This window comes from Egicoccus sp. AB-alg2 (assembly GCF_041821065.1).
Lineage (GTDB): Bacteria > Actinomycetota > Nitriliruptoria > Nitriliruptorales > Nitriliruptoraceae > Egicoccus.
The window spans coordinates 392937-419501 of sequence record NZ_JBGUAX010000003.1; the positions used below are offsets into that span (position 1 = coordinate 392937).

The window sequence follows — 26565 nt, forward strand, 5'->3', positions numbered from 1 at the left end:
ACCTCCGCAGCCGGATCGTCCGGCGGGTGATGGTCCCCGTGCTGGTCGCCCTCCTCGTCCTCGTCACCCCGCTGCTGGTCGTCATGGAACGGCAGGTCCGCGGCCAGGTGGTGGAACTCGCCGAACGGCGGGCCGTGTCGGTGTCGCTGCTGGCCGCCGAACCGGACGCCGGACCCCTCCCGGGGCTGGACCGGCTCGCCGACCTGCCGGGAGAGCAGCTCGCCGTCGTCGACCGGCATGGCGTGACCGTGGAGGGCGCCGACCTGCCGCTCCGGGTCCGGCGCGGTGAGGTCGTCGGTGGCGCGCTCGCCGGCCACCTCGGTGCCGCGGTCGACCGTGAGCTCGGGCTGGTGGTCGCCGCCGCGCCCGTGGCCGGCGACGGAGCCGCCGGGGCGGCGGTGGTGTGGGTCCCGACCAGCGTGATCACCGACCGGCTCGGCCCCGGACTCGGGCTGGTCGCCGCGTTGACCGTGTCGCTGCTGGTGGCCAGCGCCCTGTCGGCCCGGGCGCTGGCACGCACCGTCGTCCGGCCACTGCAGACGCTCGATGCCGTCGCCGCCCGGCTCGAGGCGGGCGACCTGGAGGCGCGCGCGCACCTGGTGGGCGCCCCACCGGAGATCACCCGCCTGGCGGAGCGGCTGGACCACAGCACGCAGCAGATCCAGGTGCTGCTCGCCCGGCAGCGCAGCTTCGTCGCCGATGTCTCCCACCAACTGCGCACGCCCTTGGCCGCCATACGCCTGCGGCTGGAGAACATGGCTCTGGCGGCGGGCGACCCGGACGGACGGATCGCTGCCACCATCGAGGAGGTCGACCGCCTCGCGACCATCATCAACGACCTGCTCACCCTCGCCCGCGCCGAGGACGCGCCACCGAGACCCGAGCCGGTCGACGTCGCCGCCGTGGTCCGCGAGCGGGTGGCCGTGGCGTGGACACCGCTGGCGGCGGCCGCCGGTGTCACGCTGCGCTCGTCGGCGACTGGACCGGCCGTGGCGACCGGGGTCCCCGGTGGCATCCGGCAGGTGCTGGACAACCTGTTCGCCAACGCCCTGCAGGCCTCGCCACCCGACGGCGGCGTGGACGTCACCGTCGAGGGCGACCCACACGAGGTCACGGTTCGGATCGCCGATCGAGGCCCCGGCATGAGCGACGCGGACCGCGCCCGCGCCTTCGAGCGGTTCTGGCGTGGCGAGACCCGCACCGCGGGCGGCTCGGGCCTGGGCCTGCCGATCGCGGCGCGGCTCGTGGAGGTCAGCGGTGGCACCATTGCGCTGCACTCCCGGGAGGGCGGCGGCCTGGTCGCCGAGATCCGTCTCCCGGCCGCCGGTGCCGCCGACCGCTCGGAAGGGATCTCCTCGTGACCGCACCCCTGGACGGCCTGCGCGTCGTCGAACTCGGAGGCATCGGCCCCGGGCCCCACGCCGCCATGCTCCTGGCCGACCTCGGCGCCGACGTGGTCCGGATCGAGCGCCCCGCCGGGGGCCTGCAGGTCGCCGACGCGACCCGCGACCCGGTCCTGCGCGGCCGCCGGTCCGTCCACGCGGACCTGCGCGATCCCGACGACCTCGCCGGGGTCCTGGCCCTGCTCGACCGCGCCGACGTCCTGATCGACGGATTCCGTCCCGGCGTGACGGACCGGCTCGGCCTGGGGCCCGACGGGCTGCGGGCACGCAACCCCCGGCTCGTCTACGGCCGCATCACCGGCTGGGGCGCCGATGGGCCGCTGAGCCAGCGCGCCGGGCACGACCTGAACTACCTCGCCGTCACCGGGGTCCTGCACGCGATCGGCCCGGCCGAGCGTCCGGCGATCCCGCTGAACCTCGTCGGCGACTACGGCGGCGGCTCGCTCTACCTCGTGCTCGGGATCCTGGCGGCACTGCTGGAGCGCGAGCGGTCCGGGCTCGGGCAGGTGGTCGACGCGGCGATCGTGGACGGGGTCGCGAACCTGGCCCAGTTGGTGTGGGGGCTGCGCGGCCAGGGCCTGTGGCAGGACCGGCGGGGTGCGAACCTGCTGGACGGCGGCGCGCCGTTCTACGACACCTACGCGTGCGCCGACGGCCGCCACGTCGCCGTCGGCGCGCTGGAGCCACCGTTCTACGCGCAGCTGCTCGCCGGACTCGGCCTGGCCGGCGAGGCGTTGCCGGCCCAGTACGACCCCGCCGGCTGGCCGACCCTGCGAGCGCGGTTCACCGCCGTCTTCGCCACCCGGACCCGTGACGAGTGGGCGGAACGGTTCGAGGCCACCGACGCCTGCGTGACGCCCGTGCTGACGTTCGCGGAGGCACCCAAGCACCCACACGTCGCCGCACGCGGCAGCGTGGGCGTGGTCGGCGACGTGGAGCAGGCCGCCGCGGCGCCGCGGCTGTCGCGCACGCCCGCGGTCGAGCCGCAGCGGCCTCCGGCGCCCGGCAGCACGGACCTGGCGGCGGCGGTGCGCTCGTGGGCCGGTGCCGCCGGGACCGGCTGACCCGCCTGAGCGGCCGCGCCGGGACGTCCGGTGGTCGCGCGGGGGCAGGCCGTTCCCGGGACAGCGACCTCCGGCGGACGTACCGTGGATCGCGAAGGGGAGTACCCCGACCACGTCGGCATCGTCAGGACGGCCCGCTCGGGCCCGGTGCCGCGCCCGGCAGGCGGCCGGGTGGGGGAGACCTTCGGCACGAACGTCACGTTCTCCCTGCTGCCGGAGCCTTCGCCCATGCCACGATCGTCCCCCGCCCCGTCCGCCCCCGACACCCTCGCCGGCGACGACCCCCACGCCCGTGAGTCCGCCGCGGTCGCCGCCGACCTCGGTGTCGATCCCGCCCGCGGACTGTCCGCCGTCGAGGCCGCCCTGCGCCTCGAGCGTCACGGCGCCAACCAGCTCGCAGAACCGCCCCGCCCCTCACGACTGCGCCGCTTCGCGAGCCAGTTCAAGAGCCTGCTGATCGTCGTGCTGGTCGTGGCGGCCAGCCTCGCGGCGCTGGTCGGCGAGTACAAGGACGCGGTCGTCGTCGCCGTGGTGCTGCTCCTGAACGCGACCCTCGGCTACGTCCAGGAGGGGCGCGCGCAGCGCAGCATGGAGGCGCTGAAGCAGATGCTGCCCAGCCGCGCCCGCGTGCGGCGCGACGGGCGGCTGCTCGACGTCGACGGCGCCGAGGTGGTCCCCGGCGACGTGGCGCTGCTGGAGGCGGGCGACCGCGTCCCGGCCGACGGGCGCCTGCTGGTCGCCACCACCCTCGCCGCGGACGAGTCGTCACTGACCGGCGAGACCACCGCCGCGGACAAGACCGCGCAGCCGGTCGCCGCCGACGCCCCCGTCGCCGACCGCGACAGCATGCTGTGGATGAACACCACCGTCGTGCGCGGCCGCGCCGAGCTGCTGGTGACGGCGACCGGCATGCGCACCCGCATCGGCGAGGTCGCCCAACTCCTGTCCGAGGCGACCCCGCGGGCGACCCCCCTGCAACGGCAGATCGACGCGCTCGGCAAGCGACTGGCCGCGATCGCGGGCGTCGCCGTGCTGGTCGTGCTCGCGATCTCGCTGTTGCGCGGCGAGACCTTCCTGGCCGCGGCGATGGATGCCATCGCGCTGGCCATCGCCGCCGTGCCGGAGGGCCTGCCGGCGGTGGTGACCGTCACCCTCGCCGTCGGCACGGCCGGGATGGCGCGCCGCAACGCGATCGTGAAGCGGCTGGCGTCGGTGGAGACGCTGGGCTCGGCCGACGTGATCTGCACGGACAAGACCGGCACGCTGACCCGCAACCAGATGACCGCGCGGGCGGTGTGGCACGCCGGCGAGCGCCACGACGTCGACGGTGACCCGAGCCAGGACGGGCACGGCCCGCGCCCGACGTGGGCCGAGGGCCGCGACCTCGGCTTCGCCGCCATGGTGCGTCCCAACGACGCCGACGTCCGCGACGGCGAGATCGTCGGGGACCCGACCGAGGGCGCGCTGCTGGTCCTCGCCGAGCGCGCCGGGGCGGACGTCGGGGCGCTGCGGGCCCGCCCCCGCGTCGCCGAGTTGCCGTTCGACGCCGCCATCAAGTTCATGGCCACGGTGCACGAGGACGACACCGGCCGGGGCACGCTCGTCCACGTCAAGGGTGCCCCGGACGTCGTGCTGCGACGCTGCTCCGAGGTCGTCGGGCCCGACGGTGTCGTCGCCCTCGACGAGGACTGGGAGGCGCGCATCCGGGACGCGATCGACGCCCTGGCGCGCGAGGGCATGCGCACGCTCGCGGTCGCGAGCCGCCGCGTCGACGCGCCCGCGGAGGCGCGTGCCGACGTCCAGGCGCTGGCGGAGTCGCTGGTGTTCGAGTCGCTGGTCGGGATCGTCGACCCACCACGGTCCGGCGTCGCCGACGCGGTGGCGCGGGCGCACGGCGCGGGCATCACCGTCAAGATGATCACCGGTGACCACCCCACCACGGCGTCGGCGATCGCCGGCGAGCTCGGCATCCCGGGGCGGACCGTGACCGGCGCCGACCTCGACACGATGGACGACGACCGCCTCGCCTCGGAGATCGAGGACATCGGCGTCTGCGCCCGGGTCGCGCCGGAGCACAAGGTCCGCATCGTCGCGGCGCTGCGCGAACGCGGACACGTCACGGCCATGACCGGTGACGGCGTCAACGACGCCGCCGCCCTGGAACGGGCGGACATCGGCGTGGCGATGGGCATCGCCGGCACCGAGGTCACCAAGCAGGCCGCCGACCTCGTCCTCGCCGACGACGACTTCACCACCATCGTCGCCGCCGTGGAGCGCGGCCGCGCGATCTACGACAACATCGTCTCGTTCGTGCGGTTCCAGGTCGCGACCAACATCGGCGCCATCCTGACGATCCTGACCGCCCGGGCGATCGGCCTGCCGACCCCGTTCACGCCGATCCAGCTGCTGTGGGTGAACCTGATCATGGACGGCCCGCCGGCCCTGGCACTGGGCGTCGACCCTGCCCGCCCCGACACGATGGACCGCCCGCCGCGCGACCCGTCCGCCCAGATCCTCGATCGACGGCGCCTGTCGCGGCTGCTGCTGACGGGGGCCGTCATGGCCACCGGCACGCTGGTCGTGTTCGGCTGGGGGCTCTCGGTCCGCCCCGACGACGACGCGGCGTTCGCGGTCACCCTCGCGTTCACCACGTTCGTGCTGTACCAGTTCGGCAACGCGATCAACGCCCGGGTGGAGAGCGCCACGGTGTTCTCCCGGCACACACTGCGCAACCGGCAACTGTGGCTGGCCCTGGGCGGCGTGCTGGTGCTGCAGATCGCGGCCGTGCACCTGGCGCTGCTGCGACCGATCGTCGGCACGGTCGAGTTGGAGCCGGTGCACTGGGCACTGGCTGCGGCCACGGCCTCGTCGATCATCGTCGTCGAGGAGCTGCGCAAGTTCGTGGTGCGGCTGCTCGCCCGCCGGCAGGCCCGCACGGCGCCGTCGCCAGACGCGTCACCCCGACCCGAAGGCTCCCACGTAGCGTGAGCTCGGGCGCATGATCCGGTTGTGCTCGGTCTGCTCCAGCGCGTGGGCCATCCAGCCGATCGCCCGGCTGACGGCGAACGTGGGGGTGAACAGCGGGCGTGGGACCCCGACCGCGTCGAGGACGACCGCGGCCCAGTACTCCACGTTGACGTCCAGGACGCGATCGGGTCGATGCCGCCGGAGCAGCTCGCGGACGGTCGTCTCCACGGCCAGCGCGAGCTCGAACCGGTCGCCGCCCAGGTCGCGGGCCGTCTCGCGCAGCAGGGCGGCGCGCGGATCCTCGGTCCGGTAGATGCGGTGGCCGAAGCCCATGATCCGCTCACCGCGGGCCAGGGCGTCGGCCACCCACGCCTCGGCCCGGCCGGGTGTCCCGATCGCGTCGAGCATGTCCAGCGCCCGGCTCGGCGCGCCGCCGTGCAACGGTCCGGACAGCGCCCCCAGCGCGGCCACCAGCACCGCGGCCAGGTCCGCCCCGGTGGAGGCCACCACCCGCGCGGTGAACGTCGACGCGTTGAGCCCGTGGTCGATCGTGGCGACGAGGTAGCGCTCGAGCGCCCGGACGTGCGCGGCCGGCGGCGTCGCCCCGGTCAGCAGGTGCAGGTACGCCGCCGCCGTCGGGGCCGGCGCCGACGCCAGGTCGTCGGCGACGCCGGCGCGGTGGCCGGCCGCGACCAGCACCGGCCCGATCGCGGCCAGTCCCAGCGCCTGGTCCAGGCGCTCGGCCGGCGCGAGGTCCAGCCACGGGCGCGCGCCCAGCGGGGTCGCCGCCGCCGACCACGCCGTGCGCAGCGTCGTGAGCGTGTCGGCGCCGCTGCGCGCCGCTCGATGGGTCGCGGCCACCAGGTCGGCGGGGACGCGCTCGCGCCAGGCCGCCAGCCGCCCCGTGAACGCCGTGACCTCCACGGCGTCGGGCAGGTGGCCGAGCGCCAGCAGGTGCCAGACCTCCTCGAGGCGGCGCGTTCGGGCGAGCACCGTGGCGTCGTGACCGCGGTAATGGAAGAAGCCCTCGTCCCCGCGGACGTCGCCGATGGCGGTGTCCGTCACCACGAGGCCCTCGAGGCCGGCCGGCGCGGCGGTTGCCGTGGTCATGTCACGCTCCGTTGGTCGATGGGGCGACGATTCCGCGCCGCGCCCGGTAACGTCAACGTTGATGACGTCGTCAACGTCACTCTGCGCACGCACCTCCCCGCCCGACAGGAACCGTGTTGACCGCCCTCGCCGACCGGCTCGGCCACCTCGTCGCTGACGCCGCGTTCTCGGGCGTGGTCCGCATCGACCGCGACGGTGACCCCGAGGTGGTCGTCGCTCGCGGCATGGCCCAGCGCGGCGAGGGGATCCCCAACCGAGCCGACACCCGGTTCGCGATCGCCAGCGGCACCAAGGGCCTGACCGCCCTCACCGTCATGAGCCTGGTCGCCGACGGGGCGGTGGGACTGGACACGCCGGCGCGCGCGCTGCTCGGCGCGGACCTGCCTTCGATCGACGACGCCGTCACGGTCGGCGATCTGCTCGCCCACCGGTCCGGGATCGGGGACTACCTCGACGAGGAGAGCCTGGGCGACATCGACGAGTACGTGCTGTCGGTGCCGGTGCACACGCTGGCCACCACCGACGGCTACCTCCCGCTACTGGAGGGGCATCCCCAGAAGTTCCCGCCGGGCGAGCGGTTCACCTACTGCAACAGCGGCTACGTCGTGCTGGCCCTGCTCGCGGAGCGGATCACGGGTCGGCCGTTCCACGACCTGGTGGTCGAGCGGGTCTGCGCGCCGGCCGGCATGCACGACACCGCGTTCGAACGCACCGACGCCCTGCCCGGCGGCGTCGCGCTCGGCTACCTCGACGCCGAGGGGCCGCGCACGAACCTCCTGCACCTGCCGGTCCGCGGCAGTGGCGACGGGGGCATCCACACCACCGTGGACGACGTCCACGCGCTGTGGCGGGCCCTGTTCGAGGGCCGCATCGTCCCGGCCGCGCTGGTCGAGGCGATGGTGCACCCACACAGCGACGTGCCGGCCGAGAACCTGCGCTACGGCCTCGGCTTCTGGCTGGAGCCCGACGGCGACGGGGTGGCACTCGAGGGCTACGACGCCGGCGTGTCGTTTCGCAGCATCCACCGACCGGCCGAGGCCCGCACGCTCACGGTCGTCGCCAATAGCAGCGAAGGCGCGTGGCCGGTGGCGAAGTGGCTCGCCAACGAGGCTTGACGAGAAGGCGGACGACCGTGGTCGACACCTGGCTGGACACCGCCGAGGCCGCCCGGCGTCTGGGGGTGAAGGCCCCGACGCTCTACGCCTACGTGTCCCGCGGGCAGCTTCGCCGCCGGACCGCGGCCGACGGCCGCCGCAGCGAGTACCACCCGGGGGACGTCGCGACCCTGGCCGTGCGCGGGCGGCGGGCCCGACCGACCCGGCCCTCCGACGTCATCGTCCCGACGGCACTGACCGCGATCACGCCCGACGGCCCGGCCTACCGCGGCCGCCTCGCCCGGGACCTGGCCGGCACGACCACCTTCGAAGCCCTGGCCGCGCACCTGTGGGACGTTGACCACGTCGACACGTGGCGTGCGCCCGACGAGGTGCTCGCGTCGGTGCGCCCGCTGGCACACCCGGCGGGAGATCGGCTGGAGGCCAGTCAGGTCCTGCTGGCCGCGACCGCCGCGGCCCGGGCGGCCGACCCACTCGGTCGCGCCACGGACCAGGGTGAGGGTGCCCCACGGCGCGAGGTGGTCGCCGCGACCGGACGCGCGCTGCTGCTCGCGGCGGCGACCGCCTTCGACGGTGGGGGCTCGGACGGCCCGCTGGCCGAGCGGCTGGCGCGGTGGTCGAGCGCGGGCGCTGGCACCCCGGAGGTGGCGCATCTGGTCGAGGCCGCCCTGATCCTGCTGGCCGACCACGAACTGGCGGCCTCGACCCTCGCGGCGCGGGTGGCCGCCTCGGCCCGCTGCGATCCCTACGCGGTGGTGCTCGCCGGGTTGGCCGTGCTCAGCGGCCCCCGGCACGGCGCCGCGTCCCGCGGGCTCGAGGAAGCGCTGCTGGCCGTCCGGGACGGCCGCCCGCCCGCCACCGCCCTGGCCCAGGTGCGACCCGGCTCCCCGGTCGGCCTCGGATTCGGGCACCCGCTGTACCCGGCCGGCGACCCGCGCGGCGCGCACCTGCTCGCTCTGCTCGACGAGCAGGTGCCCGCGGGCCGGCTCGCGCCGCTGCACGCCGTCCTCGCCGTCGCCGCGGACCGCGGCCTGCCGCCACCGAACGTCGACGCGGCGCTCGCGGGACTCACGCTGGCCATGGACGCACCGGTCGGCACCGGCGAGCTGCTGTTCGCCGTCGCCCGCACCGTCGGCTGGCTGGCGCATGCCATGGAGCAGTACGAGGAGCCCGGGCTGCTGCGCCCGAAGGCCGTCTACACCGGGCCGGCGCCGTCGGCCTGAGCGGCATGCGTGATGCCCAGGTGGTCCAGCGGTCCGGCGCCGGCGCCCAGCCGCCAGTCCGCCGCGCGCGCGATGCAGCCGGTCACGTAGCTCTTGGCCCGCTCGACCGCCCGCAGCGGGGGCAGGCCCGACGCCAGGCCGGCCGCCGTGGCCGCCGCGAACGTGCAGCCCGTGCCGTGCAGGTTGGCGGTCGGAATCCGCGGCGCGGACAGCAGGTGCTCCTCGCCGCCGGCGATGACCACGTCGACCGCCTCGCCGCCGTCGAGGTGGCCGCCCTTGACCACCACCACGCCGGCGCCCGTCGCGGCCAGGTCGCGGGCGGCCGCGCGTGCGGCGTCGAGGTCGTCGACGGCCCGCTCCAGCAGGGCGGCGGCCTCGGGCAGGTTCGGCGTGACCACGGCCGCGTGCGGCAGCAACCGTTCCCGGTAGGTCGCCACGGCGTCGGGCTCCAACAGCCGGTGCCCGGTCGCGGAGACGAGGACGGGGTCGACCACCAGCTGAGGCAGGCGTCCGGCCGCCGCCTGGTCGGCGACCAGGGCGACCAGCTCGCTGGTGGCCAGCATGCCGGTCTTGACCGCGGCCACGGGCAGGTCGTCGAGCACGGCGTCGAGTTGGGCACGCACGACCTGCGCCGGCACGACGTGGACGTCGGTGACGGCGCGGGTGTTCTGGGCCGTCACGGCGGTCACGACGCTGGCGCCGAACGTGCCCATGGCCGCGAAGGCACGCAGGTCGGCCTGCAGGCCGGCGCCCCCGCCGGAGTCCGAGCCGGCGATGGTGAGCGCGACGGCGGGGGTGGGGGTGCGGTCGGTCACGGGCGATCCTCTCGGCCGGGCGGGGTCAGTGCGGCACGCAGGCGCCGGACGACGGCCGCCGGGTCGGGCGCGCGCATCACCGCGCCCATGACCGCCACGCCGTGGGCACCGGCGTGGCACCAGGCGGCGACGTCGTCCGGCGTGACGCCGCCGAGCGCGAGCACCGGGAGCCCGTCGGCCACCTCGACCAGGTCGCGCAGCCCGTCGCGGCCCAGGGCGGGTCCGTAGCCCGGCTTCGAGGTGGTGACGGCGACCGGCGACACGACCGCGGCGTCCACCGGGGCGCGTCGTGTGCGGGCCACCTCGCCGGCGTCGTGGCACGAGCGCAGGACCAGGCGTCCGGGCATGTCGGAAGGCGCCGGCTGGTTCGCGGCGAGGTGTACGCCGGCGGCACCCACGGCCGTCGCCAGCTCGGGGTCGCCGGCCACGAGCAGGCGCGTCGCGGTACCGGCCAGGGCCGAGGCGACCGCCTCGGCCAGTCGGCGGCGCTCGGCGCGCGGCAGGTCCTTCTCGCGCAGCACCAGCGCGTCCGCGCCGGCCTCCCCGACGGCACGGGCGTGGCCGACCAGATCACTCCCGGCGGCGGCCGCCTGCCCGCGGTCGCTCAGCACGAGCAGCCGCGGCACGGCCACGGGGGTGGGGCGGGCGGCCGGGAGCGTCGTGCTCACGTGGGGTCTCCCACCGCGGCGAGGTCGGGCCGGCCGACGTCGCTGGTCGAGGCCAGCGCCAGCCGGCGGCGGGGAATGCGGCCGGCCCGCCGCGCCAGCCAGCCGGCTGCCACGGCGTGGCGCATGGCCGCGGCCATCGCCTGAGGGTCCTGTGCGCGGGTGACGGCCGACGCGAGCAGCACCGCGTCGCAGCCGAGCTCCATCGCGAGTGCCGCGTCCGACGCCGTCCCGATGCCGGCGTCCAGGATCACCGGTACCTCGACCTGCTCCCGGACCAGCGCCAGGTTGTACGGGTTGACGATCCCCATGCCGCTGCCGATCGGCGAGCCCAGCGGCATCACGGCCACGCATCCGACGTCGGCCAGCCGCACGGCCGTGACAGGGTCGTCGTTGGTGTAGGCGAACACCTCGAAGCCGTCGTCGACGAGCGTCTCCGCGGCGTCGAGCAGTTCGACGGGATCCGGCAGGAGCGTGCGCTCGTCACCGATCACCTCCAGCTTCACCCGGTCCGTCTCGAACGCGTCACGGCCGAGGCGGGCCAGCATCACGGCCTCCGCGGCGGTCCGGCAGCCGGCGGTGTTGGGCAGCACCGCGACCCCCGTGCGGCGCAGCACCTCCAGCAGCGAGCCGGGGCCGTGGTCGGTGACACGGCGCAGGGCGACGGTCACCAGCTCCGTGCCCGACGCCAGGATGGCCCGCTGGAGCACGTCGAGGCTGCTGGCGCCGCCCGTGCCGAGGATCAGCCGCGACGACAGGCTGGTGCGGCCGATGGCCAGCGGGTCGGTCAGTGGGTCGGTCAGTGGGTCGGTCATGCGCTCCTCCGCGGACGGGTGGTCAGGGGTCGCTCAGCCGCCCTGGACGGCGCCCACCAGTTCGATGTGTGCGCCGTCGTCCAGGGCGGTGGCGTCCCAGTCGCGGCGGGGCACCACCTCGCCGTCGACCGCGACGGCGACGCCGCGTCGATCGGGGACCTGTCCGTCGACGAGCTGCCCCAGCGTGGTCCCGGGCGTCAGCGTGCGGGTGTGGCCGTTGACGTGGACGTTCATACGATGACCTCGGCGGCGAAACGGCGGGGGTCGAGGACCGCGGGGTCGACGCCCGGGTCGCCCCCGTCGAGGTGGGCGACGACCACGTCCGCGGTCAGCGGGGCGAGCAGGGCGCCGTGACGGTGGTGTCCCGTGGCCACGAGCAACCCGTCCAGCCCGGTCGGCCCGACGAGCGGGCGGTTGTCGGGCGTGCCGGGCCGCAGCCCGGCACGGACGTCCTCGACGGTCAGCTCGTCGACGACCGGCAGCACCTCCACGGCGTCGTCGAGGAGTTGGCGGACGGCACCGGCGGTGACGGTCGTGTCGAAGCCGCGTTCCTCCTGGGTGGCGCCGACGACCAGCCGGCCGTCCTCGCGGGGCACCAGGTAGACGGGCCGGCCGCGGACCAGCGCGCGGACCGTCACGGTTGGCCGCAGGGCCAGTGGGTCGTCCGCCCGCAGCACCAGCAGCTGGCCCTTGACCGGGCGGACCGGGGGGCGGGCCGCGTCCGGGATGCCGGCCAGGTCCGCCGACCACGTGCCGGCGGCCAGGACCACCGTCGTCGAGGCCAGTCGCGTGCCGTCGTCGAGCGTGACGCCCTCGACACGGCGGCCGTCGTGCTCCAGGTGCACCGCACGGCGGCGGTCGACGTCCACGCCGGCGGCGGCGCACGCCGTCAGCAGTGCCGACACGACGCGCTGGGCGTCCACGCGGTGGTCGTCGCGGGCGAGCACGCCGCCGCGGACGCGCGGGTGCAGCAGCGGCTCGACCTGCCGACAGGCGCGAGCGGTCAGGCGCTCGACGTCCAGGCCGAGGTCGCGCTGGAACGCGGCGAGCTCCTCGATGCTGGTGACGTCGTCGCGGTCGTGGCCGACCAGCAGGGTGGGTTCCTGACGGTGGTCGACGGACGTGTCGGCGGCGGCCTCGAGGTCGGCGGCAAAGGTCGGCCAGCGGCGTGCCGACGCGACCGTCAGGGCGAGCAGGGCCTGCTCGCCGTAGGCCGCCTCGGTCACCGGTGCCAGCATGCCGGCCGCGACGCCGGAGGCGCCTTCACCGGGCCGGTCGTCGACGACGGTGACGCGTCGCCCGGCCAGGGCGGCCCGCCAGGCGATGCTCAGTCCGATCAGGCCGCCGCCGACGACCAGGACGTCCTGCCGTGTCATGACCGCCCCGCCGTCGTGCCGGCGAGTGCGTCGAGCAGGTCGCGGGTCGCCGCCGCCGCGTCGGCAGCGTCCGAGACGGCGCCGACGACGGCGATGCCGTGGGCACCTGCGGCCAGCACGTCCGGTACGCGCGCCGCGGTGATGCCGGCGATCGCGACGACCGGGACGTCGACGGCGGCCGTGACGCGCCGCAACCCATCGTGGCCGAGCGGCGGCGGGAGGCCGTCCTTCGTGTGCGTGGCGTGGACCGGGCCGACGCCGAGGTAGTCGCAGCCGTCGGTGACCAGCGCCCGGGCGGTGTCCGGGTCGCGCGCGGTGCCGCCGACGAGGAAGCCCGGCCCGGCGACGGCGTCCGCGAGGGCGCGTGCCGCGGCGACCGGCAGGTCGTCGGCGCCGAGGTGGACGCCGTCGGCATCCGCGACCAGCGCGAGATCGACGCGGTCGTTGACGATGCAGCGCGCCCCGGCCGCGTGGCAGTCCCGGACCACCCTGACGGCGAACGCGAGCCGGTCCCGGTCGCGGCCGCGCTTGCGGCGCACCTGCACGCACGGGGCCCCGGCGGACAGCGCCGACGCCACGGTCGCGAGCACCTCGCGACCGGGACGGTCGTCGGTGATGACGTGAAGCGACGGGACGGTGGTCTCCCGCACGACGCACTCCCTCCGCCGGCATGACCCGGATCAGGTTCCGAGGTAGCGCGCCCGCCCGGCGCGATCTCAGCCCTGCGGTTCGGAGGGCTCCCTCGGCGTCTGCGTTCCCGACCGTAGCGAGCGGTTCACCTCCGTGCACGGCCCCACAGGGTCCAGCGCGACAGCGGCAGGAACCCCAGCCGCTCGGCCGGTCCGCGGCTGAAGTCGGAGAAGAGCGACATCACGGGCAGGCGCGGGAACGTGCCCAGCCGCCGGCGTGCCATCGCCTCCCAGGCCCCCCGACCGCGGTGGCTCGGCCGCGTGACGCCGAGCGCGAACACGTGCACGCCGTGCGCGACGTACGAGGTGCCGATCGTGACCGGTTCGTCGCCGTCGTAGCCGACCCAGGCATGGAAACGCGGGTCGTCCAGCAGCGCGGGTGCGGCCAGGACGCCGGGCCGCCAGGGCTGCACGTCGGTGAAGGGGTAGCCCTCGACGGCGACGCGCTCCCAGTCCGCGAGGCGCCGACGGTCGGACACCCGCTCGATCCGCAGCCAGGCCGGTGGTGGAGGTTCCGCCTCGCCGGTCGGTCGCAGCAGCAGTGGCGGATGGCCCTGCAGCCGCCACCCGTCCGCCGACAGGTCGGGCGTCGGCCACGCGCTCCACAGCAGCACGTCGCCGGTGCCGCCGGGGACGAGGTCGGCCTCGATCGCGGCGAGCACACGGCGGTGCTCGCCGTGCGGCAGCGGTGCGAGCAGCGACACGCCGCCGTACGTGGCCGCGGGCCGGCCGAGGTCGTGCACCACGTAGCCGTCGCGTTGCACGACCCGGCCGCCGTGCGCCTGCACCACGGCCGCGAACGAGGACGCGTAGGCGTGCACGAACCGGCGCACGAGGCCGTCCTGCACCGGGCGGTGGGGTTCCCACCCGGTGGCGAGGTGACCGGCCGGGTCCCTGCCGGCGACCGGCCGCACCGGCGGCAACGGCGTGGTGACCGTGCCGGCCGGGGCGGGGGACGTCGCGGGGACGGCGACGGTCGTGGCGTCGGAGGTGCGGTTCATGCCACGGGCTCCGGATCGAGGCGGTAGTGGCGCCAGAAGGGGTCGTCGACGCCGAGGTCGACCGCGTCGCGGTAACCGGCCTGCCGGGCCCACGCCCGCAGCGTCGTCGCGCGCAGCGCCGTGCCGTTGGCGACAACCGGGTCCTCGGCCAACGTGGCCGGCAGGCAGTGCAGGATGCTGAAGCCGTAGGTGAGCCGCTCGACGAGGTCGGCGTCCTCGCCGAACGTGTCCGCCACCCGCTCGTCGGCGACGTAGACGACGCCGTGCTCGGCCAGCAGCGGCCGCACGGCCCGCAACGCACCGACCGGATCGCCCATGTCGTGCAGCGCCTCCAGCACCGTCACGAGGTCGTAGCGTCCCTCGCTGGCCAGTTCGGCCGCGTCGGCGACGCGGAACGTGACGCGGTGGGCGAGCCCGGCGGCGGACGCGGCGGCCTCGGCCTCGCGGACCGAGGCCGCGTCGAGGTCGATGCCGTGGACGACCGCGCGTGGGTAGGCGCGTGCCAGCGCCAGCGTGGAGCGGCCCACGCCGCAGCCGAGGTCGAGGACGCGCGGTGCGGCGCCCTCCCGCAGCCGCCGGTCGACGTCGGGCAGCGCGGCGATCCATGCCGCCAGCTGGGTGTCGAAGGTCGGGCCGTTCAGCGCGGCGAGCCCCTGCCGGACGCCCGTTCCGTAGTCGGCGTACGGGATGCCCGTACCGGTGCGGTAGGCCGGCAGCAGGCGGTCGAAGACGCCGACCGACGCGCGCACGATGTGCACCAGGGGGCCGAGGTGGATCCCGCTGTCGGGCTCGAGCAGGACGGCGGCCGCGACCGCCGGCAGGGAGAAGCGCCGCACCTCGGCGGCCTCGTCCGGGTTCGGGCAGCGCAGCCAGCCGGCGGCGGTCTGCTGCTCGAGCCACTCGCGGGCGTAGCGGGGCGCGACGTCGGCGCGGTCGGCCAGTTCCTCGGCCGTGGCCGGGCCCTGCTCGTGCAGAGCGCGGTAGAGGCCGAGCTCGAGGCCGAGGGACACGCTGGCGAGCTCCATGGCCGCGACGGCGTCGGCGAGCAGGCGCTCGTCGACGGAGACGGGGGTCGTGATCGAGGTGGACACGGCGGACTCCAGGGTCGTGGGCGGGCCGGCGTTCCGGCCGGCACCCGCACCGTGGCCGACAGGCCTTGCACGTCGCGTGCACGCCGCATGACGGCGCGTGCACGCGTGTGCCGGTCCTCAGCGTCTCGCGGCCAGCGCGTCGATGCGTGCCAGGCACGACACGGTCAGCGCCGCGATGTCGGGGTGGGTGTCGCCCGCGCGACGGGCGGCCGCCACCTCGGCGGATCCCAGCCGCGCCCGGGCGGCCTCCAGCGCCGAACCGATCCGCCGGGCCTCCGAGCCGAACGAGGGCCGGGTGACGAGCCGCTCCAGCGCCGCGGCCAGTTCGACGGCGTCGGCGTCCGCCGCGATGCGGGCGAACAGGACCACGAGGTTGCGCAGCCCCGTGGCCAGGAACGCGTCGGCGCCCGCCTCCAGCCACATGGTGAGGGCGTCGCGGTGGCGCCGGAGGGCGTCTCCTGGCTCGCCGTGGCGGCCGCGGACGGCGACATCGGCCAGCCGCGCCACCCCTTCGGCGAAGCGGGCGCCGCCCGCGGCGGCCACCTGCAGCGCCGTGTCGAGCGCCTCCAGCGCCCGGTCGGGCGCGACGTCCGCGAGCGCCTCACCGAGCGCGTAGTGGGCCATGGCGCGGGTGCTCGGGGCGCCGCTGCGCTCCGCGAGTGCGACCGCCTCCTCGGCGGCGCGGACCGCCTCGCCGCTGCGCTCCTGGTAGCCGTGTGCCAGCGAGGTGCCGACCAATGCCAGCGCCATCAGCCCGGGATGCTGCTGTGCGCGGGCGAGCTCCAGGTTGGTGGCGTACAGCGCCAGCCCGCCGTCCAGGTCCCCGGTGGTGATGCACAGGTCGCCGAGCATCTCCGTGAGCGTCGTGGCCTCGGGCCCGGCGAAGGGGCCGTCGCGCAGCGGTGCGGCCAGCCGTTGGGCCTCCTCGGTGCGTCCGGCGATCATCGCGGCGGCGATGGCGCAGGCCTGGACGCGGGTACGCAGCGACGGCGACGTCACGTCGTCGCGGTCCAGCACGTCGCGACCCCAGTCCAGCAGGTCGGCCCGCGCGAGGACGTAGGCGGCCCGGTGCACCATCCCGGTCATCTCGGCCAGGGTGGCGCCGTCGCCGGCCGCGAGCGCCCGCCGGTGGACGGCCCGCAGATCCGGCAGCGCGAGCACCAGGTCGCGTAGCGCCTCCGTCTCCGCCGCGGTGTTCACGGCCTGGTCGGAGCGGCGGACGAGGTCGAGCACGGCCGCGGTCTGTCGTGCGAACACCATCGGTGCCTGGGGGTCGCGCCGTAGCCGGTCCCACGCGTCCAGCCGCACCGGTTCCAGCAGGCGGTAGCGCTCGTCGCCGACCCGCACCACCAGCGAGCACTCCACCAGGCGGCCGAGCGCGGCGGCGGTCGCGTACCCGTCCGTGCCCGGCTCGCCGCACACGGCCCGGACGTCCTGCAGGCCGAACGTGGCGGAGAAGACGCCCAGGTGGCGGAACAGCCGCTGGTCGACCTCGGGCAGCAGGTCGTAGGACCAGTCGACGACGCCGCGGACGGTGCGGTGCCGTAGCGCGCCGCGGCCGCCCGGACGGTCGAGCACGTCGAGGTGGGTCCGCAGGCGGGCCAGCAGCGTGCCGACCGGGAGTGCGGCGGCACGGGCAGCCGCCAGTTCGATCGCCAGCGGCAGGCCGTCGACCGCCCCGACGACGGCGGCCGCGTCGCGCACCGCCACCGGCGGACCACCGGCGCGGGCGACCCGGTCGAGGAAGAGCGCGACGCCCGCATCCGCCTCCGACGCGTCGTCGGTCGCCGGCACGGGCAGCGGCTCCAGTCGCCGCACCACCTCGCCGTCCACGTCCAGGCGCTGCCGGCTGGTCGCGAGCAGCCGGACGTCGGTGCGGCGCCGCAGGACGGTGCCGACGACGGTGGCCACCGTGTCCAGGACGTGCTCGCAGTTGTCCAGCACGACCAGGCCGCGGTGGCGGGCGAGGACCTCGACGGCCTGCGTCAGCGGGTCGGCGCCGCCGGACGGCCCGGCGTCCATCGCCTCCAGCACGACGCCGGCGACCTCGTCGCCCGTGCGGGCCGTGGCCAGGTCCACCCACACGGCAGGTTCCGTGGCCGCGACCAGACCGGCCAGGTGGGTCTTGCCGACCCCGCCCGGGCCGACGACCGTGACCAGCGGCCCCGACCGCAGCGCCGCCGTCACGCGCTCGCGCTCGCGGTCACGGCCGTAGCTGGCGGTGTGTTCCGGCGGCGCCGCGGCGCCGGTCGGGGACACGGTTGAGCGCGGCGACGTGACGGCTGCGGTCGTCGAGACCGCCGGTGTCGGGTCCTCGTGCCAGGCGACGGTTCCTCCGCGCAGCAGCCGGCGTTCCAGGTCGGCCACCCGCGGGCCGGGGTCGAGCCCCAGCTCGTCGGCCAGCGTGCGGCGCCATCGCCCCAGCGCGGCGAGCGCGTCGGGGACACGACCGGCAGCGGCCAGCGCCGTCGCCAGCGTGAGCGCCGCCTCCTCGTCGAGGTGCTGCTCGGCGGCCACCGCCTGCAGCTCCGCCACGGCCGTCGGTGCGTCGCCGACCCGTAGCCGGGCGCCGGCCAGCAGCACGCGCGCCTCCAACCGCAGCCGCTCGAGCCGTGCGGCCTCGACCTGCGCGAGGTCGTCGGCCAACTCGCCGTAGGCGCGGCCGTGCCACCACGCCAGGGCGGCCTCCAACACGGGCACCGTCGTCGCGGGCTCGCCCGTCCGCCGGCGTGCCGCGGCCACCGCGGCCGTGAACCGTTCGGCGTCCACCTGGCCCGGGGCCAGCGTCAGCGCGTAGCCGGCGGCACCGCCACGGATGGTGGTGACGCCGCCCAGCAGCTCGCGCAGCCGGGTGACGTGCGACTGCAGGCTGTTGCGGGCGCTGTCGGGTGGGTCGTCGCCCCACACGGCCGTGACCAGCGCGTCGGTGGAGACGGTGCTGCCGCCGGCCAGCACCAGCGCGGTCAGCAGCCGCTGGCGTCGCGGCCCGGTCAGGGGTACGGCGACGCCGGCCCGCTCGATCGCGAGCGGTCCCAGCACCCGGATCCGTACCGGCTCGACCACGTCGCGCAGTATGGCCGGCGCGAACGCCGACGGGGAGCGCGAACCGTCGCGCTCCCCGTCGGATCGGACCTCGCCGGCGCTCAGCCGCGGAACCCGTCGATGATGCCGTTCAGTGTCCGGCTGGGACGCATCGCCGCGGAGACCTTCTCGCGGTCGACCCAGTAGTAGCCACCGAGTTCCACCGGCCCGCCCTGGGCGGCGTTGAGCTCCTCGACGATGGTCGCCTCCTGCTCGCCCAGCTGCTCGGCCAGCGGGCCGAACACGGTCGCGAGATTCGCGTCGGCGCCCTGCGAGGCGAGCTCGCGGGCCCAGTACAACGCGAGGTAGAAGTGGCTGCCGCGGTTGTCCAGCTGACCCACCTTGCGCTGCGGCGAGCGGCCCTCCTCCAGCAGCGTGCCGATCGCGCGGTCCAGGGTGTCGGCCAGCACCTGCGCCCTGGCGTTGCCGGCCTGCTGGGCGAGGTGCTCGAACGAGACCGTCAACGCCAGGAACTCGCCGAGCGAGTCCCACCGCAGGTGGTTCTCCTTGACGAACTGCTGCACGTGCTTGGGCGCGGAGCCGCCGGCACCGGTCTCGAACAGCCCACCACCGTTCATCAGCGGCACGATGGACAGCATCTTCGCGCTGGTGCCGAGCTCGAGGATCGGGAAGAGGTCCGTGAGGTAGTCACGCAGGACGTTGCCGGTGACCGAGATGGTGTTCTCGCCGTTACGGGCCCGCTCGAGCGTGAAGCGAGTGGCCTCGGCGACGGGCAGGATCTCGATCTGGAGCCCGTCGGTGTCGTGACGCTGGAGCTCCTCCTCGACCTTCTTCAGCAGCTCGGCGTCGTGCGCGCGGTCGCGGTCGAGCCAGAACACGGCCGGCCAGCCGGTGGCGCGGGCCCGGTTGACGGCCAGCTTCACCCAGTCGCGGATGGCGGCGTCCTTCGTCTGGCACATGCGCCAGATGTCGCCCGCCTCGACCTCGTGCTCGAGCAACGTGGTCCCGTCCTGCGCCACGACGCGGACGGTCCCGGCCGCGGGGATCTCGAACGTCTTGTCGTGCGAGCCGTACTCCTCGGCCTTCTGCGCCATCAGCCCGACGTTGGGGACGGTGCCCATGGTCGACGGGTCGAACGCGCCGTGCTGGCGGCAGTGCTCGACCGTCTCCTGGTACAGCGCCGCGTAGCTGGAGTCGGGGATGACGGCCTTGGTGTCCTGCGTCTGGTCGTCCTTGTTCCACATCTGGCCGGACGAGCGGATCATGGCCGGCATCGACGCGTCGACGATGACGTCGGACGGCACATGCAGGTTCGTGATGCCGCGGTGCGAGTCCACCTGGGCGAGGTCGGGACCGCGCTCGTACGCGGCCTGGATGTCGGCCCGGATCGCGTCGCGCTCGTCCTCCGGCAGCTGCTCGATGGCGGACTCGAGGCTGGCCATGCCGTCGTTGGCGCTGACGCCCAGCCGCGCGAAGGTGTCGCCGTGTTTCTCGAACAGCTCGCCGTAGTAGGCGCGCACGGCGTGACCGAAGATGATCGGGTCCGAGACCTTCATCATCGTGGCCTTGAGGTGGACGCTGAAGAGCACCCCCGCCTGGCGAGCGTCCTCGACCTGCTCGCGCAGGAAGTCCACCAGCGCCGCCTTGCGCATCACCGCGGCGTCGATGACCTCGCCCGGCTGCAGCGGGGTCGACGGCTTCAGCACCGTGGTCCGTCCGTCGGCCGTGACCAGTTCGATGCGCACGTCGTCGGCGTCGGCGACCGTGGTCGAGCGCTCGGAGAAACGGAAGTCGCCCGCCCCCATGGTGGCGACGTGCGACCTGGAGTCCGAGGACCACTCGCCCATGGAGTGCGGGTGCTTGCGGGCGTACTCCTTGACCGCGGCGGGGGCACGCCGGTCCGAGTTCCCCTCGCGCAGGACGGGGTTGACCGCGCTGCCCTTGACGGCGTCGTAGCGGGCCTTCGCGTCGCGCTGGTCGTCGTCGGACGGCGACTCCGGATAGTCCGGGAGGGCGTAGCCGGCCGCCTGCAGCTCGCGCACGGCCGCCTTCAGCTGTGGGATCGAGGCGCTGATGTTGGGCAGCTTGATGATGTTGGCCTCGGGCGTCTTGGCGAGCTCGCCCAGTTCGCCGAGCGCATCGGCGACCTGCTGGTCCTCCGGCAGCCGGTCCGCGAAGGCGGCGAGGATGCGCCCGGCCAGCGAGATGTCGCGGGTCTCCACGTCGATGCCCGCCGCGCCGGCGAACGCCTCGATGATCGGCAGCAGCGAGTGCGTGGCCAGGGCCGGCGCCTCGTCGGTGTAGGTGTAGATGATCTTCGTCATGTGAGCTCGCCCGTTCGCGTGTCGTGGAGCCGCGGTGGCGCCGCAGGAGGGGTGCGCCGGACCGCCGGGTGCCGGGACGTCGACAACCTACTCGCTGGGCCATGGGGCCCGGATGGCCGCGGCTCCCCACGGGTCCATGGTCAGCCGCCCTTGTCGGAGCTGAGCGGGACGGGTAGGCTGACCGACCGAACGTTCGGTCCGGCGTGGCACGAGCCAGCCGAGGGGAGCGCAACGCGATGACGTCCACCGACCAACGCACCGAGGAGTTCCTGGCGCACATCCACGCCGGGGGCAAGGTCGAGGCCACCGGCTGGGTGGGTCCCGGGTGGGACGACGCCTGGATGCCGGACACCTACCGGCAGTTGCACCTGAAGTTCATCGAGATGCACGCCAACTCGGAGATCATGGGGGCGCTGCCCGAGCGCGAGTGGATCGCCCGCGCGCCCACGCTGCGGCGCAAGCGCTCGCTGGCCGCCAAGGTCCAGGACGAGGTCGGTCACGCCCACCTGATCTACCGGGTGGCGGAGACGCTGGGCAAGCCGCGACAACAGATGTACGACGACCTCGTCGCCGGACGCGGCAAGTTCCACAACGTCTTCCACTACCCGACCTACTCCTGGGGCGACGTCGCCTGCATCGGGTTCCTGGTCGACGGTGCGGCGATCGTGACCCAGCGCGCGCTGCTCGACACCTCGTATCTGCCCTACGTGCGCGTCATGCGCCGCGTGGTCGCCGAGGAGTCGCTGCACTACCGCCACGGCGAGGACATCATGCTGGCCATGGCCAGCGGCACGGACGAGCAGTTCGAGATGCTGCAGGAGGCGGTCAACCGCTGGTGGGAGCCGATCATGCACTTCTTCGGCACCGACGTCCCTGCCGAGGACGACCCGATGATCCACTGGGGGGTGAAGACGCGCACCAACGAGCAGTCCCGCCAGGAGTGGATCAACCAGTACGTGCCCAAGATGTGGGACATGGGGATCGAGACCCCGGACCCGAACCTGCGCTACGACGAGGCCACCGGCGTCTGGCACTACACCGAGCCGGACTGGGACCGGCTCAAGCAGATCGTGAAGGGTGAGCCGACCGAGGCGACCGCCCGCCGCCTGTACTGGCGGCAACTGCTGGCCAGCAACCACGAGTGGGTGCGCCAGATCGTCACCGGCGACCGGCCCCCCGCCGTCGCGGCCTGAGGAGACCCACCATGCCCGTCTTCGAGGTGTTCGGTCGCCGCAAGGCCGACGACCCGCTCGAGCACGTCGGCGCCGTCCACGCCGCCGACCCGCAGACCGCGCTGCTGCTCGTGCGCGAGACCCACTTCCGCCACAAGGAGGGCGTGGACTACGCGGTCGTGCCAGCCGACCAGGTCTTCCGGCTCGACGACCCGTCGCTGCTCGAACACCGGGTCGACATGGACTACCGGCTGCAGGCCGGCTACTCGGGCTTCCGCGAGAAGCGGCAGGCGGCCCGCGAGGCCGCCGACCGCCGCGGCCGCTCGCACCTGCGCGAGCGGCCCGCCCCCGGTCGTGGGAAGAAGGTCGAGGCATGACGGACACCACGGCCACGGACACCACGGCCACGGTCGCGCTGCCCGACCTCGGCACGCCGCGGGCGCAGCTGCTGCTCAGCGTCGCGGACGACGAACTGATCAGCGGGCACCGCGCCTCGCACTGGACGGGGGTGGCCCCGTCGCTGGAGGAGGACCTCGCGTTCTCCACCATCGCCCAGGACGAGATCAACCACGCCGACGTCTGGTACCAGCTGCTGCTCGGTGAGGACCATCCCGACGTGCGGGCCGGCGTGGACGCGCTCGGCCTCGGCCGGGCACCGGAGGACTACCGGCACGCCATCCTCTGCGAGCACGCCCCGCGGGACTTCGCCTACACGCTGGCCCGGCATTGGGCCTACGACCGCTTCGACGTGGTCCGGCTCGCGGCCCTCGCCGACTCGTCGGACGCCGCCGTGGCGGCCGTGGCGACCAAGCTGCTGCACGAGGAGCGATACCACCTCGAGCACGCCGACCACTGGTTCGCCCGGCTGGCCGGTGGCGGCGACGAGGCCCGGCAGCGGCTGCGGACGGCTCTCGCCGAGGTGCTCCCGGAGGCGCTCGGGCTGTTCGAGCCGTTTGCTGGCGAGGCCGATGCCGTGGCCGCCGGTCTGCTGCGGGTGCCCTCGTCCGAGCTGCGGACGCGGTGGGCGCAGATCGTGGGCGCGATGCTCGACGACGCCGGTCTCGGCGACCTGCTGCCCGGCGCCGACGCCGAGGTACCGCTAGCCGCCGCCGGCGGGCGCGCCGGACGGCACACCGAGGACTTCACCCGGGACGTGTGGCCCGAGATGACGGCGCTGTACCGCGCCTTCCCCGGAGCCCGGTGGTGACCCGCGCCGGCACCCGCGTTGACTCCGACGCCGTGCGTCGGGCGGTCGAGGGCGTGCCGGATCCCGAGCTGCCGCCGCTCACCATCGGCATGCTCGGGATGGTCCACCACCTCGAGGTCGGCGACGACGGCGCCGTGCGGGTCGAGTTGCTGCCGACCTTCTCCGGCTGTCCCGCGACCGAGATGATCGAGCGCGACGTGGTCGCCGCCGTCCACGCCGTCGACGGCGTCGAGGCGGTGCGGGTGCGGTTCCGCTACGACCCGCCGTGGACGCCCGACCGCATCGACGCGACCGGCCGCGAGCGGCTGCGCGAGTTCGGCATCGCCCCGCCGGGTGGCGCCACGGGAGCCCCGCGTCCCGAGGGGCGTCCGACCCTGCCGCTGGCCATCGCGCCCGGCAGCGACCCGCGCCCGTGCCCCTACTGCGGTGCGCAGGCGACGATCCGGGAATCGAACTTCGGCCCGACGCCGTGCCGTGACCTACGGTTCTGCGAGGCCTGCCAGCAACCGTTCGAGGCGTTCAAGACGTTCTGAACGCGGCGACCCGCCGGTGGCCCGACCGGGAACCGGGGCCGGCACGCCGCGTCTCGCGTGAGGAGAGGCACGATGGCACGCACGTTGCAGAGCTACGTCCTGGGGGAGTGGGTCACGCCAGAGGGTGACGGCGAGCCGATCCACAGCGCGGTCACCGGCGAGCTGCTGGCCATCAGCACCGCGGCCGGCATCGACTTCGGCGCGGTGGTCCGCCATGCCCGCGAGGTCGGCGGCCCGGCCCTGCGCGCGCTGACCTTCCACGAGCGGGCGGCCAAGCTCAAGGAACTCGTCGGCGTCATCGCCGAGCACAAGGACGAGCTGTACGCGCTGTCGGCCGAGTCCGGCGCGACCCTCAAGGACGCGTGGGTCGACGTCGACGGCGGCATGGGCGTGCTGGCCACCTACGCCTCGAAGGCCCGCAAGGAGCTGCCGAACGCGAAGGTCGCCGTGGACGGTCAGCCCGAGCACCTCAGCCGCGACGGCAGCTTCCTCGGACAGCACGTGTGGACGCCCCGCGAGGGCGTCGCCGTGCAGATCAACGCGTTCAACTTCCCCTGCTGGGGCTCGCTGGAGAAGCTCGCGCCCGCGCTGGTCGCCGGGATGCCCGTGATCGTGAAGCCGGCTCCGCAGACGGCCCAGGTGGCCGAGGCGCTGTACCGGCACGTCATCGCGTCCGGGGTCTTCCCCGAGGGCGCGATCCAGTTCGTGGCGGGCCACCCGGGCGACCTGTTCGACCACCTCGACGGCCGCGACGTGGTCGGTTTCACCGGCTCCGCGGCGACGGCCGAGCTGCTGCGCGGCCACCGGGCCTTCACGGCCCGCTCGGCGACCTTCATCACGGAGACCGACTCGCTCAACGCCTCCGTCCTGCTGCCGGCGGCCGCGTCCGACGACGCGCACGTGCAACGGTTCGTCAAGGAGATCAAGCGCGAGCTGGTCACCAAGGCCGGCCAGCGTTGCACCGCGATCCGTCGGGCCCTGGTGCCCGAGGCCGCGGTCGACGCGGTCGTGGACGGCCTGCGCGCCGCCTTCGCCAACGTCACGCTGGGCGATCCGACCGACGAGTCGGTGCGGATGGGCGCGCTGGTCAGCGCCTCGCAGAAGCAGGACGTCGTGCGGACGGTGGAGAAGCTGCTCGCCGGTTGCCGCAAGGTCGTGGGCGACGACGCCCCGCAGCTGGTCGGTGACGTGGACCCGGGCGCGTTCATGGCGCCGACCGTGCTGCTGCTCGAGGACCGCGACTTCGACGCCGTGCACGAGCTCGAGCCCTTCGGCCCGGTCACCACCATCATCCCGTTCCACGACGCCGACGAGGCCGTCGAACTGGTCAAGCGCGGCGGCGGCAGCCTGGTGACGTCGGTGTTCGGGGACGCGGCCGACCCCGACGCGGCGACCGTGTTCGCCGGCATCGCCTCGCACCACGGGCGACTGCTGTTCGTCGACGACGTGTCCGCGGAGACACAGACCGGGCACGGCACGCCGCTGCCGCACCTGGTGCACGGCGGCCCGGGTCGCGCCGGTGGCGGCGAGGAGATGGGCGGCGTGCGCGGCATCCACCACTACCTGCAGCGCACGGCCCTGACCGGCTCGCCCGAGCTGATCACCCGCCTGACCGGCCGCTATGCCCCGGGGGCTCCGCGTCACCTCGACGTCGACCACCCCTTCAAGCTCACCTACGACCAGCTGCGGATCGGCGACGCGCTCGAGTCCGAGGAGCGCGAGATCACGCTGGCGGACATCGAGCGGTTCGCCGAGCTGTCCGGTGACACCTTCTACGCCCACATGGACGAGGAGGCCGCCAAGGCCAGCCCCATCTTCGAGGGCCGCGTCGCGCACGGCTACTTCCTCGTCTCCGCCGCTGCCGGCCTGTTCGTGTGGCCCGACCCCGGCCCGGTGCTGGCCAACTTCGGGCTGGAGAACCTGCGCTTCCTGACGCCGGTCTACCCGGGCGACCGCATCAAGGTCCTGTTCACCTGCAAGGACAAGGTGACGCGGCGCGAGCCGGACCAGGGCACGGTCACCTGGGACGTCGAGGTCGTCAACCAGCATGGCGAGGTGGTGGCCGCCTACGACGTGCTGACCATCGTCAAGCGCGAGGTGCCCGCATGAGCCTCACCACGGTCGGGGTCGCGGGCGGCGGCACGATGGGCGTGGGCATCGTGCACCGCTGCCTCGTCAACGACCTCGAGGTGGTGCTCGTCGAGCGCGACGACGCCGAGGCCGCCGCGGCCCGCGAACGGGTCGCCGGCAGTCTCGAGCGCGCGGCACGGCGCGGCTACCTCGACGCCGACGTGGACGAGGTGTTCGGCCGGTTGACGGTCGCCGGCGAGCCCGGCGCGCTGGCCGGCGTCGACCTGGTCGTCGAGGCGGTGCCGGAGGTCGTCGACCTCAAGCAGGGGCTGCTGGGCCGCATCGAGGCCGCCGTCGGTGACGACGTCGTCATCGGCACCAACACCTCGTCGCTGTCGATCGACGGGCTCGCCAAGGCGCTGCAGGGGCCCGAGCGGTTCTGCGGCATGCACTTCTTCAACCCCGTGCCGGCCTCCGACCTGCTCGAACTGATCCGCGGGTCGGCCACGGCGCCGGCGACCATGACCGCGGCGGCCGACCTGGGCGGGCGGCTGGGACTGACCACCATCGAGGTCGGCGACGCGCCCGGCTTCGCGACCTCGCGGTTGGGTGTGGCACTGGGGCTCGAGGCGATCCGCATGGTGCAGGACGGGGTCGCCTCCGCCGAGGACATCGACACCGCGATGCGGCTGGGCTACAAGCACCCGATCGGGCCGCTGCGGCTGACCGACCTGGTCGGCCTGGACGTGCGGCTGGGCATCGCGGAGTACCTCGCCGGGGAGCTCGGCCCGCGCTTCGAGCCGCCGCAACTGCTGCGCGACCTGGTGGCGTCCGGCAAGCTCGGCAAGAAGTCCGGGGAGGGCTTCTTCACCTGGGAGTGAGC

Annotated in this window: 22 protein-coding genes and 1 riboswitch; of the genes, 11 read left to right on the forward strand and 11 right to left on the reverse strand. The window is 74.8% G+C overall.

The features are described from left to right. Positions 1-29 precede the first annotated feature (29 nt). The 3 genes from ACERM0_RS07060 (at position 30) to ACERM0_RS07070 (ending at position 5455) form a co-directional block, all read left to right on the forward strand. A complete protein-coding gene (locus ACERM0_RS07060) occupies positions 30-1361 on the forward strand; it encodes a sensor histidine kinase (protein ID WP_373677959.1) in 1332 nt (443 codons plus the stop codon). Then, positions 1358-2467 carry a CaiB/BaiF CoA transferase family protein gene (locus ACERM0_RS07065; protein ID WP_373677848.1) on the forward strand — a complete coding sequence of 370 codons (1110 nt, stop codon included), beginning with the start codon at positions 1358-1360 and terminating at the stop codon, positions 2465-2467. The genes ACERM0_RS07060 and ACERM0_RS07065 overlap by 4 nt, the downstream gene beginning before the upstream one ends. 228 nt (positions 2468-2695) lie before the next feature. Further along, positions 2696-5455, forward strand: coding sequence for a cation-translocating P-type ATPase (locus ACERM0_RS07070; protein WP_373677849.1), 2760 nt, complete (start codon positions 2696-2698; stop codon positions 5453-5455). Here ACERM0_RS07070 and ACERM0_RS07075 read toward each other — a convergent pair. After that, positions 5423-6544 carry a citrate synthase gene (locus ACERM0_RS07075; RefSeq protein ID WP_373677850.1) on the reverse strand — a complete coding sequence of 374 codons (1122 nt, stop codon included), beginning with the start codon at positions 6542-6544 and terminating at the stop codon, positions 5423-5425. The genes ACERM0_RS07070 and ACERM0_RS07075 overlap by 33 nt on opposite strands. Before the next feature lie 116 nt (positions 6545-6660). Here ACERM0_RS07075 and ACERM0_RS07080 point away from each other — a divergent pair, with 116 nt between their 5' ends. Next, positions 6661-7659: a serine hydrolase domain-containing protein gene (locus ACERM0_RS07080; protein WP_373677851.1), complete on the forward strand. Its 999-nt coding sequence runs from the start codon at positions 6661-6663 to the stop codon at positions 7657-7659. Between the two features lie 17 nt (positions 7660-7676). Beyond that, positions 7677-8882, forward strand: coding sequence for a citrate synthase (locus ACERM0_RS07085; protein WP_373677852.1), 1206 nt, complete (start codon positions 7677-7679; stop codon positions 8880-8882). Here the strand turns inward: ACERM0_RS07085 and thiD are convergent. From thiD to ACERM0_RS07135, 10 genes are all read right to left on the reverse strand, one after another. After that, positions 8855-9697 carry a bifunctional hydroxymethylpyrimidine kinase/phosphomethylpyrimidine kinase gene (thiD, locus tag ACERM0_RS07090; RefSeq protein ID WP_373677853.1) on the reverse strand — a complete coding sequence of 281 codons (843 nt, stop codon included), beginning with the start codon at positions 9695-9697 and terminating at the stop codon, positions 8855-8857. The two genes, ACERM0_RS07085 and thiD, sit on opposite strands and share 28 nt — an antisense overlap. Then, the gene (locus tag ACERM0_RS07095) at positions 9694-10365 is read right to left on the reverse strand and encodes a thiamine phosphate synthase (protein WP_373677854.1); all 672 of its coding nucleotides are present in this window, start codon (positions 10363-10365) and stop codon (positions 9694-9696) included. The genes thiD and ACERM0_RS07095 overlap by 4 nt, the downstream gene beginning before the upstream one ends. After that, complete coding sequence (locus tag ACERM0_RS07100) at positions 10362-11177, reverse strand: thiazole synthase (RefSeq protein WP_373677855.1); 816 nt, start codon at positions 11175-11177, stop codon at positions 10362-10364. Before ACERM0_RS07100 ends, ACERM0_RS07095 begins: the two co-directional genes overlap by 4 nt. A 33-nt stretch (positions 11178-11210) precedes the next feature. After that, positions 11211-11411 carry a sulfur carrier protein ThiS gene (gene thiS, locus ACERM0_RS07105; RefSeq protein ID WP_373677856.1) on the reverse strand — a complete coding sequence of 67 codons (201 nt, stop codon included), beginning with the start codon at positions 11409-11411 and terminating at the stop codon, positions 11211-11213. After that, positions 11408-12553 carry a glycine oxidase ThiO gene (gene thiO / locus ACERM0_RS07110; RefSeq protein WP_373677857.1) on the reverse strand — a complete coding sequence of 382 codons (1146 nt, stop codon included), beginning with the start codon at positions 12551-12553 and terminating at the stop codon, positions 11408-11410. The genes thiS and thiO overlap by 4 nt, the downstream gene beginning before the upstream one ends. Then, the gene (thiE, locus tag ACERM0_RS07115) at positions 12550-13203 is read right to left on the reverse strand and encodes a thiamine phosphate synthase (protein WP_373677858.1); all 654 of its coding nucleotides are present in this window, start codon (positions 13201-13203) and stop codon (positions 12550-12552) included. The genes thiO and thiE overlap by 4 nt, the downstream gene beginning before the upstream one ends. Further along, positions 13193-13307: riboswitch (TPP riboswitch) on the reverse strand. Its footprint overlaps the gene before it by 11 nt. 21 nt (positions 13308-13328) lie before the next feature. Then, positions 13329-14243: a hypothetical protein gene (locus ACERM0_RS07120; protein ID WP_373677859.1), complete on the reverse strand. Its 915-nt coding sequence runs from the start codon at positions 14241-14243 to the stop codon at positions 13329-13331. After that, entirely contained in the window at positions 14240-15334 is a 1095-nt protein-coding gene (locus tag ACERM0_RS07125; RefSeq protein ID WP_373677860.1) for a trans-aconitate 2-methyltransferase, read from the reverse strand. Before ACERM0_RS07125 ends, ACERM0_RS07120 begins: the two co-directional genes overlap by 4 nt. A 117-nt stretch (positions 15335-15451) precedes the next feature. Then, positions 15452-18397: a BTAD domain-containing putative transcriptional regulator gene (locus ACERM0_RS07130; protein ID WP_373677861.1), complete on the reverse strand. Its 2946-nt coding sequence runs from the start codon at positions 18395-18397 to the stop codon at positions 15452-15454. Between the two features lie 80 nt (positions 18398-18477). After that, on the reverse strand, positions 18478-20700 hold the full coding sequence (locus ACERM0_RS07135; RefSeq protein WP_373677862.1) for an NADP-dependent isocitrate dehydrogenase: 2223 nt from the start codon (positions 20698-20700) through the stop codon (positions 18478-18480). Between the two features lie 236 nt (positions 20701-20936). Between ACERM0_RS07135 and paaA the strand changes: the two genes are divergently transcribed. The 6 genes from paaA (at position 20937) to ACERM0_RS07165 (ending at position 26563) form a co-directional block, all read left to right on the forward strand. Continuing rightward, positions 20937-21893, forward strand: a complete 957-nt coding sequence (gene paaA, locus ACERM0_RS07140; RefSeq protein ID WP_373677863.1) for a 1,2-phenylacetyl-CoA epoxidase subunit PaaA — start codon at positions 20937-20939, stop codon at positions 21891-21893. An 11-nt stretch (positions 21894-21904) separates the two neighbouring features. Beyond that, entirely contained in the window at positions 21905-22249 is a 345-nt protein-coding gene (locus ACERM0_RS07145) for a hypothetical protein (protein WP_373677864.1), read from the forward strand. Beyond that, the gene (gene paaC, locus ACERM0_RS07150) at positions 22246-23079 is read left to right on the forward strand and encodes a 1,2-phenylacetyl-CoA epoxidase subunit PaaC (protein WP_373677865.1); all 834 of its coding nucleotides are present in this window, start codon (positions 22246-22248) and stop codon (positions 23077-23079) included. Before ACERM0_RS07145 ends, paaC begins: the two co-directional genes overlap by 4 nt. Positions 23080-23111: 32 nt before the next feature. Further along, a complete protein-coding gene (paaD, locus tag ACERM0_RS07155; protein WP_373677866.1) occupies positions 23112-23612 on the forward strand; it encodes a 1,2-phenylacetyl-CoA epoxidase subunit PaaD in 501 nt (166 codons plus the stop codon). Between the two features lie 72 nt (positions 23613-23684). Then, complete coding sequence (paaZ, locus tag ACERM0_RS07160) at positions 23685-25721, forward strand: phenylacetic acid degradation bifunctional protein PaaZ (RefSeq protein ID WP_373677867.1); 2037 nt, start codon at positions 23685-23687, stop codon at positions 25719-25721. Continuing rightward, positions 25718-26563 carry a 3-hydroxyacyl-CoA dehydrogenase family protein gene (locus ACERM0_RS07165; protein WP_373677868.1) on the forward strand — a complete coding sequence of 282 codons (846 nt, stop codon included), beginning with the start codon at positions 25718-25720 and terminating at the stop codon, positions 26561-26563. The genes paaZ and ACERM0_RS07165 overlap by 4 nt, the downstream gene beginning before the upstream one ends. Positions 26564-26565 lie beyond the last annotated feature (2 nt).

Coding starts and splice junctions, on each gene's coding strand:
- ACERM0_RS07100 (WP_373677855.1), bottom strand. CDS start 11,177: ATGACCGACCCACTGACCGACCCACTGACCGACCCGCTGGCCATCGGC.
- ACERM0_RS07165 (WP_373677868.1), top strand. CDS start 25,718: ATGAGCCTCACCACGGTCGGGGTCGCGGGCGGCGGCACGATGGGCGTG.
- ACERM0_RS07120 (WP_373677859.1), bottom strand. CDS start 14,243: ATGAACCGCACCTCCGACGCCACGACCGTCGCCGTCCCCGCGACGTCC.
- ACERM0_RS07135 (WP_373677862.1), bottom strand. CDS start 20,700: ATGACGAAGATCATCTACACCTACACCGACGAGGCGCCGGCCCTGGCC.
- ACERM0_RS07070 (WP_373677849.1), top strand. CDS start 2,696: ATGCCACGATCGTCCCCCGCCCCGTCCGCCCCCGACACCCTCGCCGGC.
- ACERM0_RS07075 (WP_373677850.1), bottom strand. CDS start 6,544: ATGACCACGGCAACCGCCGCGCCGGCCGGCCTCGAGGGCCTCGTGGTG.
- thiO (WP_373677857.1), bottom strand. CDS start 12,553: ATGACACGGCAGGACGTCCTGGTCGTCGGCGGCGGCCTGATCGGACTG.
- ACERM0_RS07060 (WP_373677959.1), top strand. CDS start 30: ATGGTCCCCGTGCTGGTCGCCCTCCTCGTCCTCGTCACCCCGCTGCTG.
- paaZ (WP_373677867.1), top strand. CDS start 23,685: ATGGCACGCACGTTGCAGAGCTACGTCCTGGGGGAGTGGGTCACGCCA.
- ACERM0_RS07145 (WP_373677864.1), top strand. CDS start 21,905: ATGCCCGTCTTCGAGGTGTTCGGTCGCCGCAAGGCCGACGACCCGCTC.
- paaC (WP_373677865.1), top strand. CDS start 22,246: ATGACGGACACCACGGCCACGGACACCACGGCCACGGTCGCGCTGCCC.
- thiS (WP_373677856.1), bottom strand. CDS start 11,411: ATGAACGTCCACGTCAACGGCCACACCCGCACGCTGACGCCCGGGACC.
- paaA (WP_373677863.1), top strand. CDS start 20,937: ATGACGTCCACCGACCAACGCACCGAGGAGTTCCTGGCGCACATCCAC.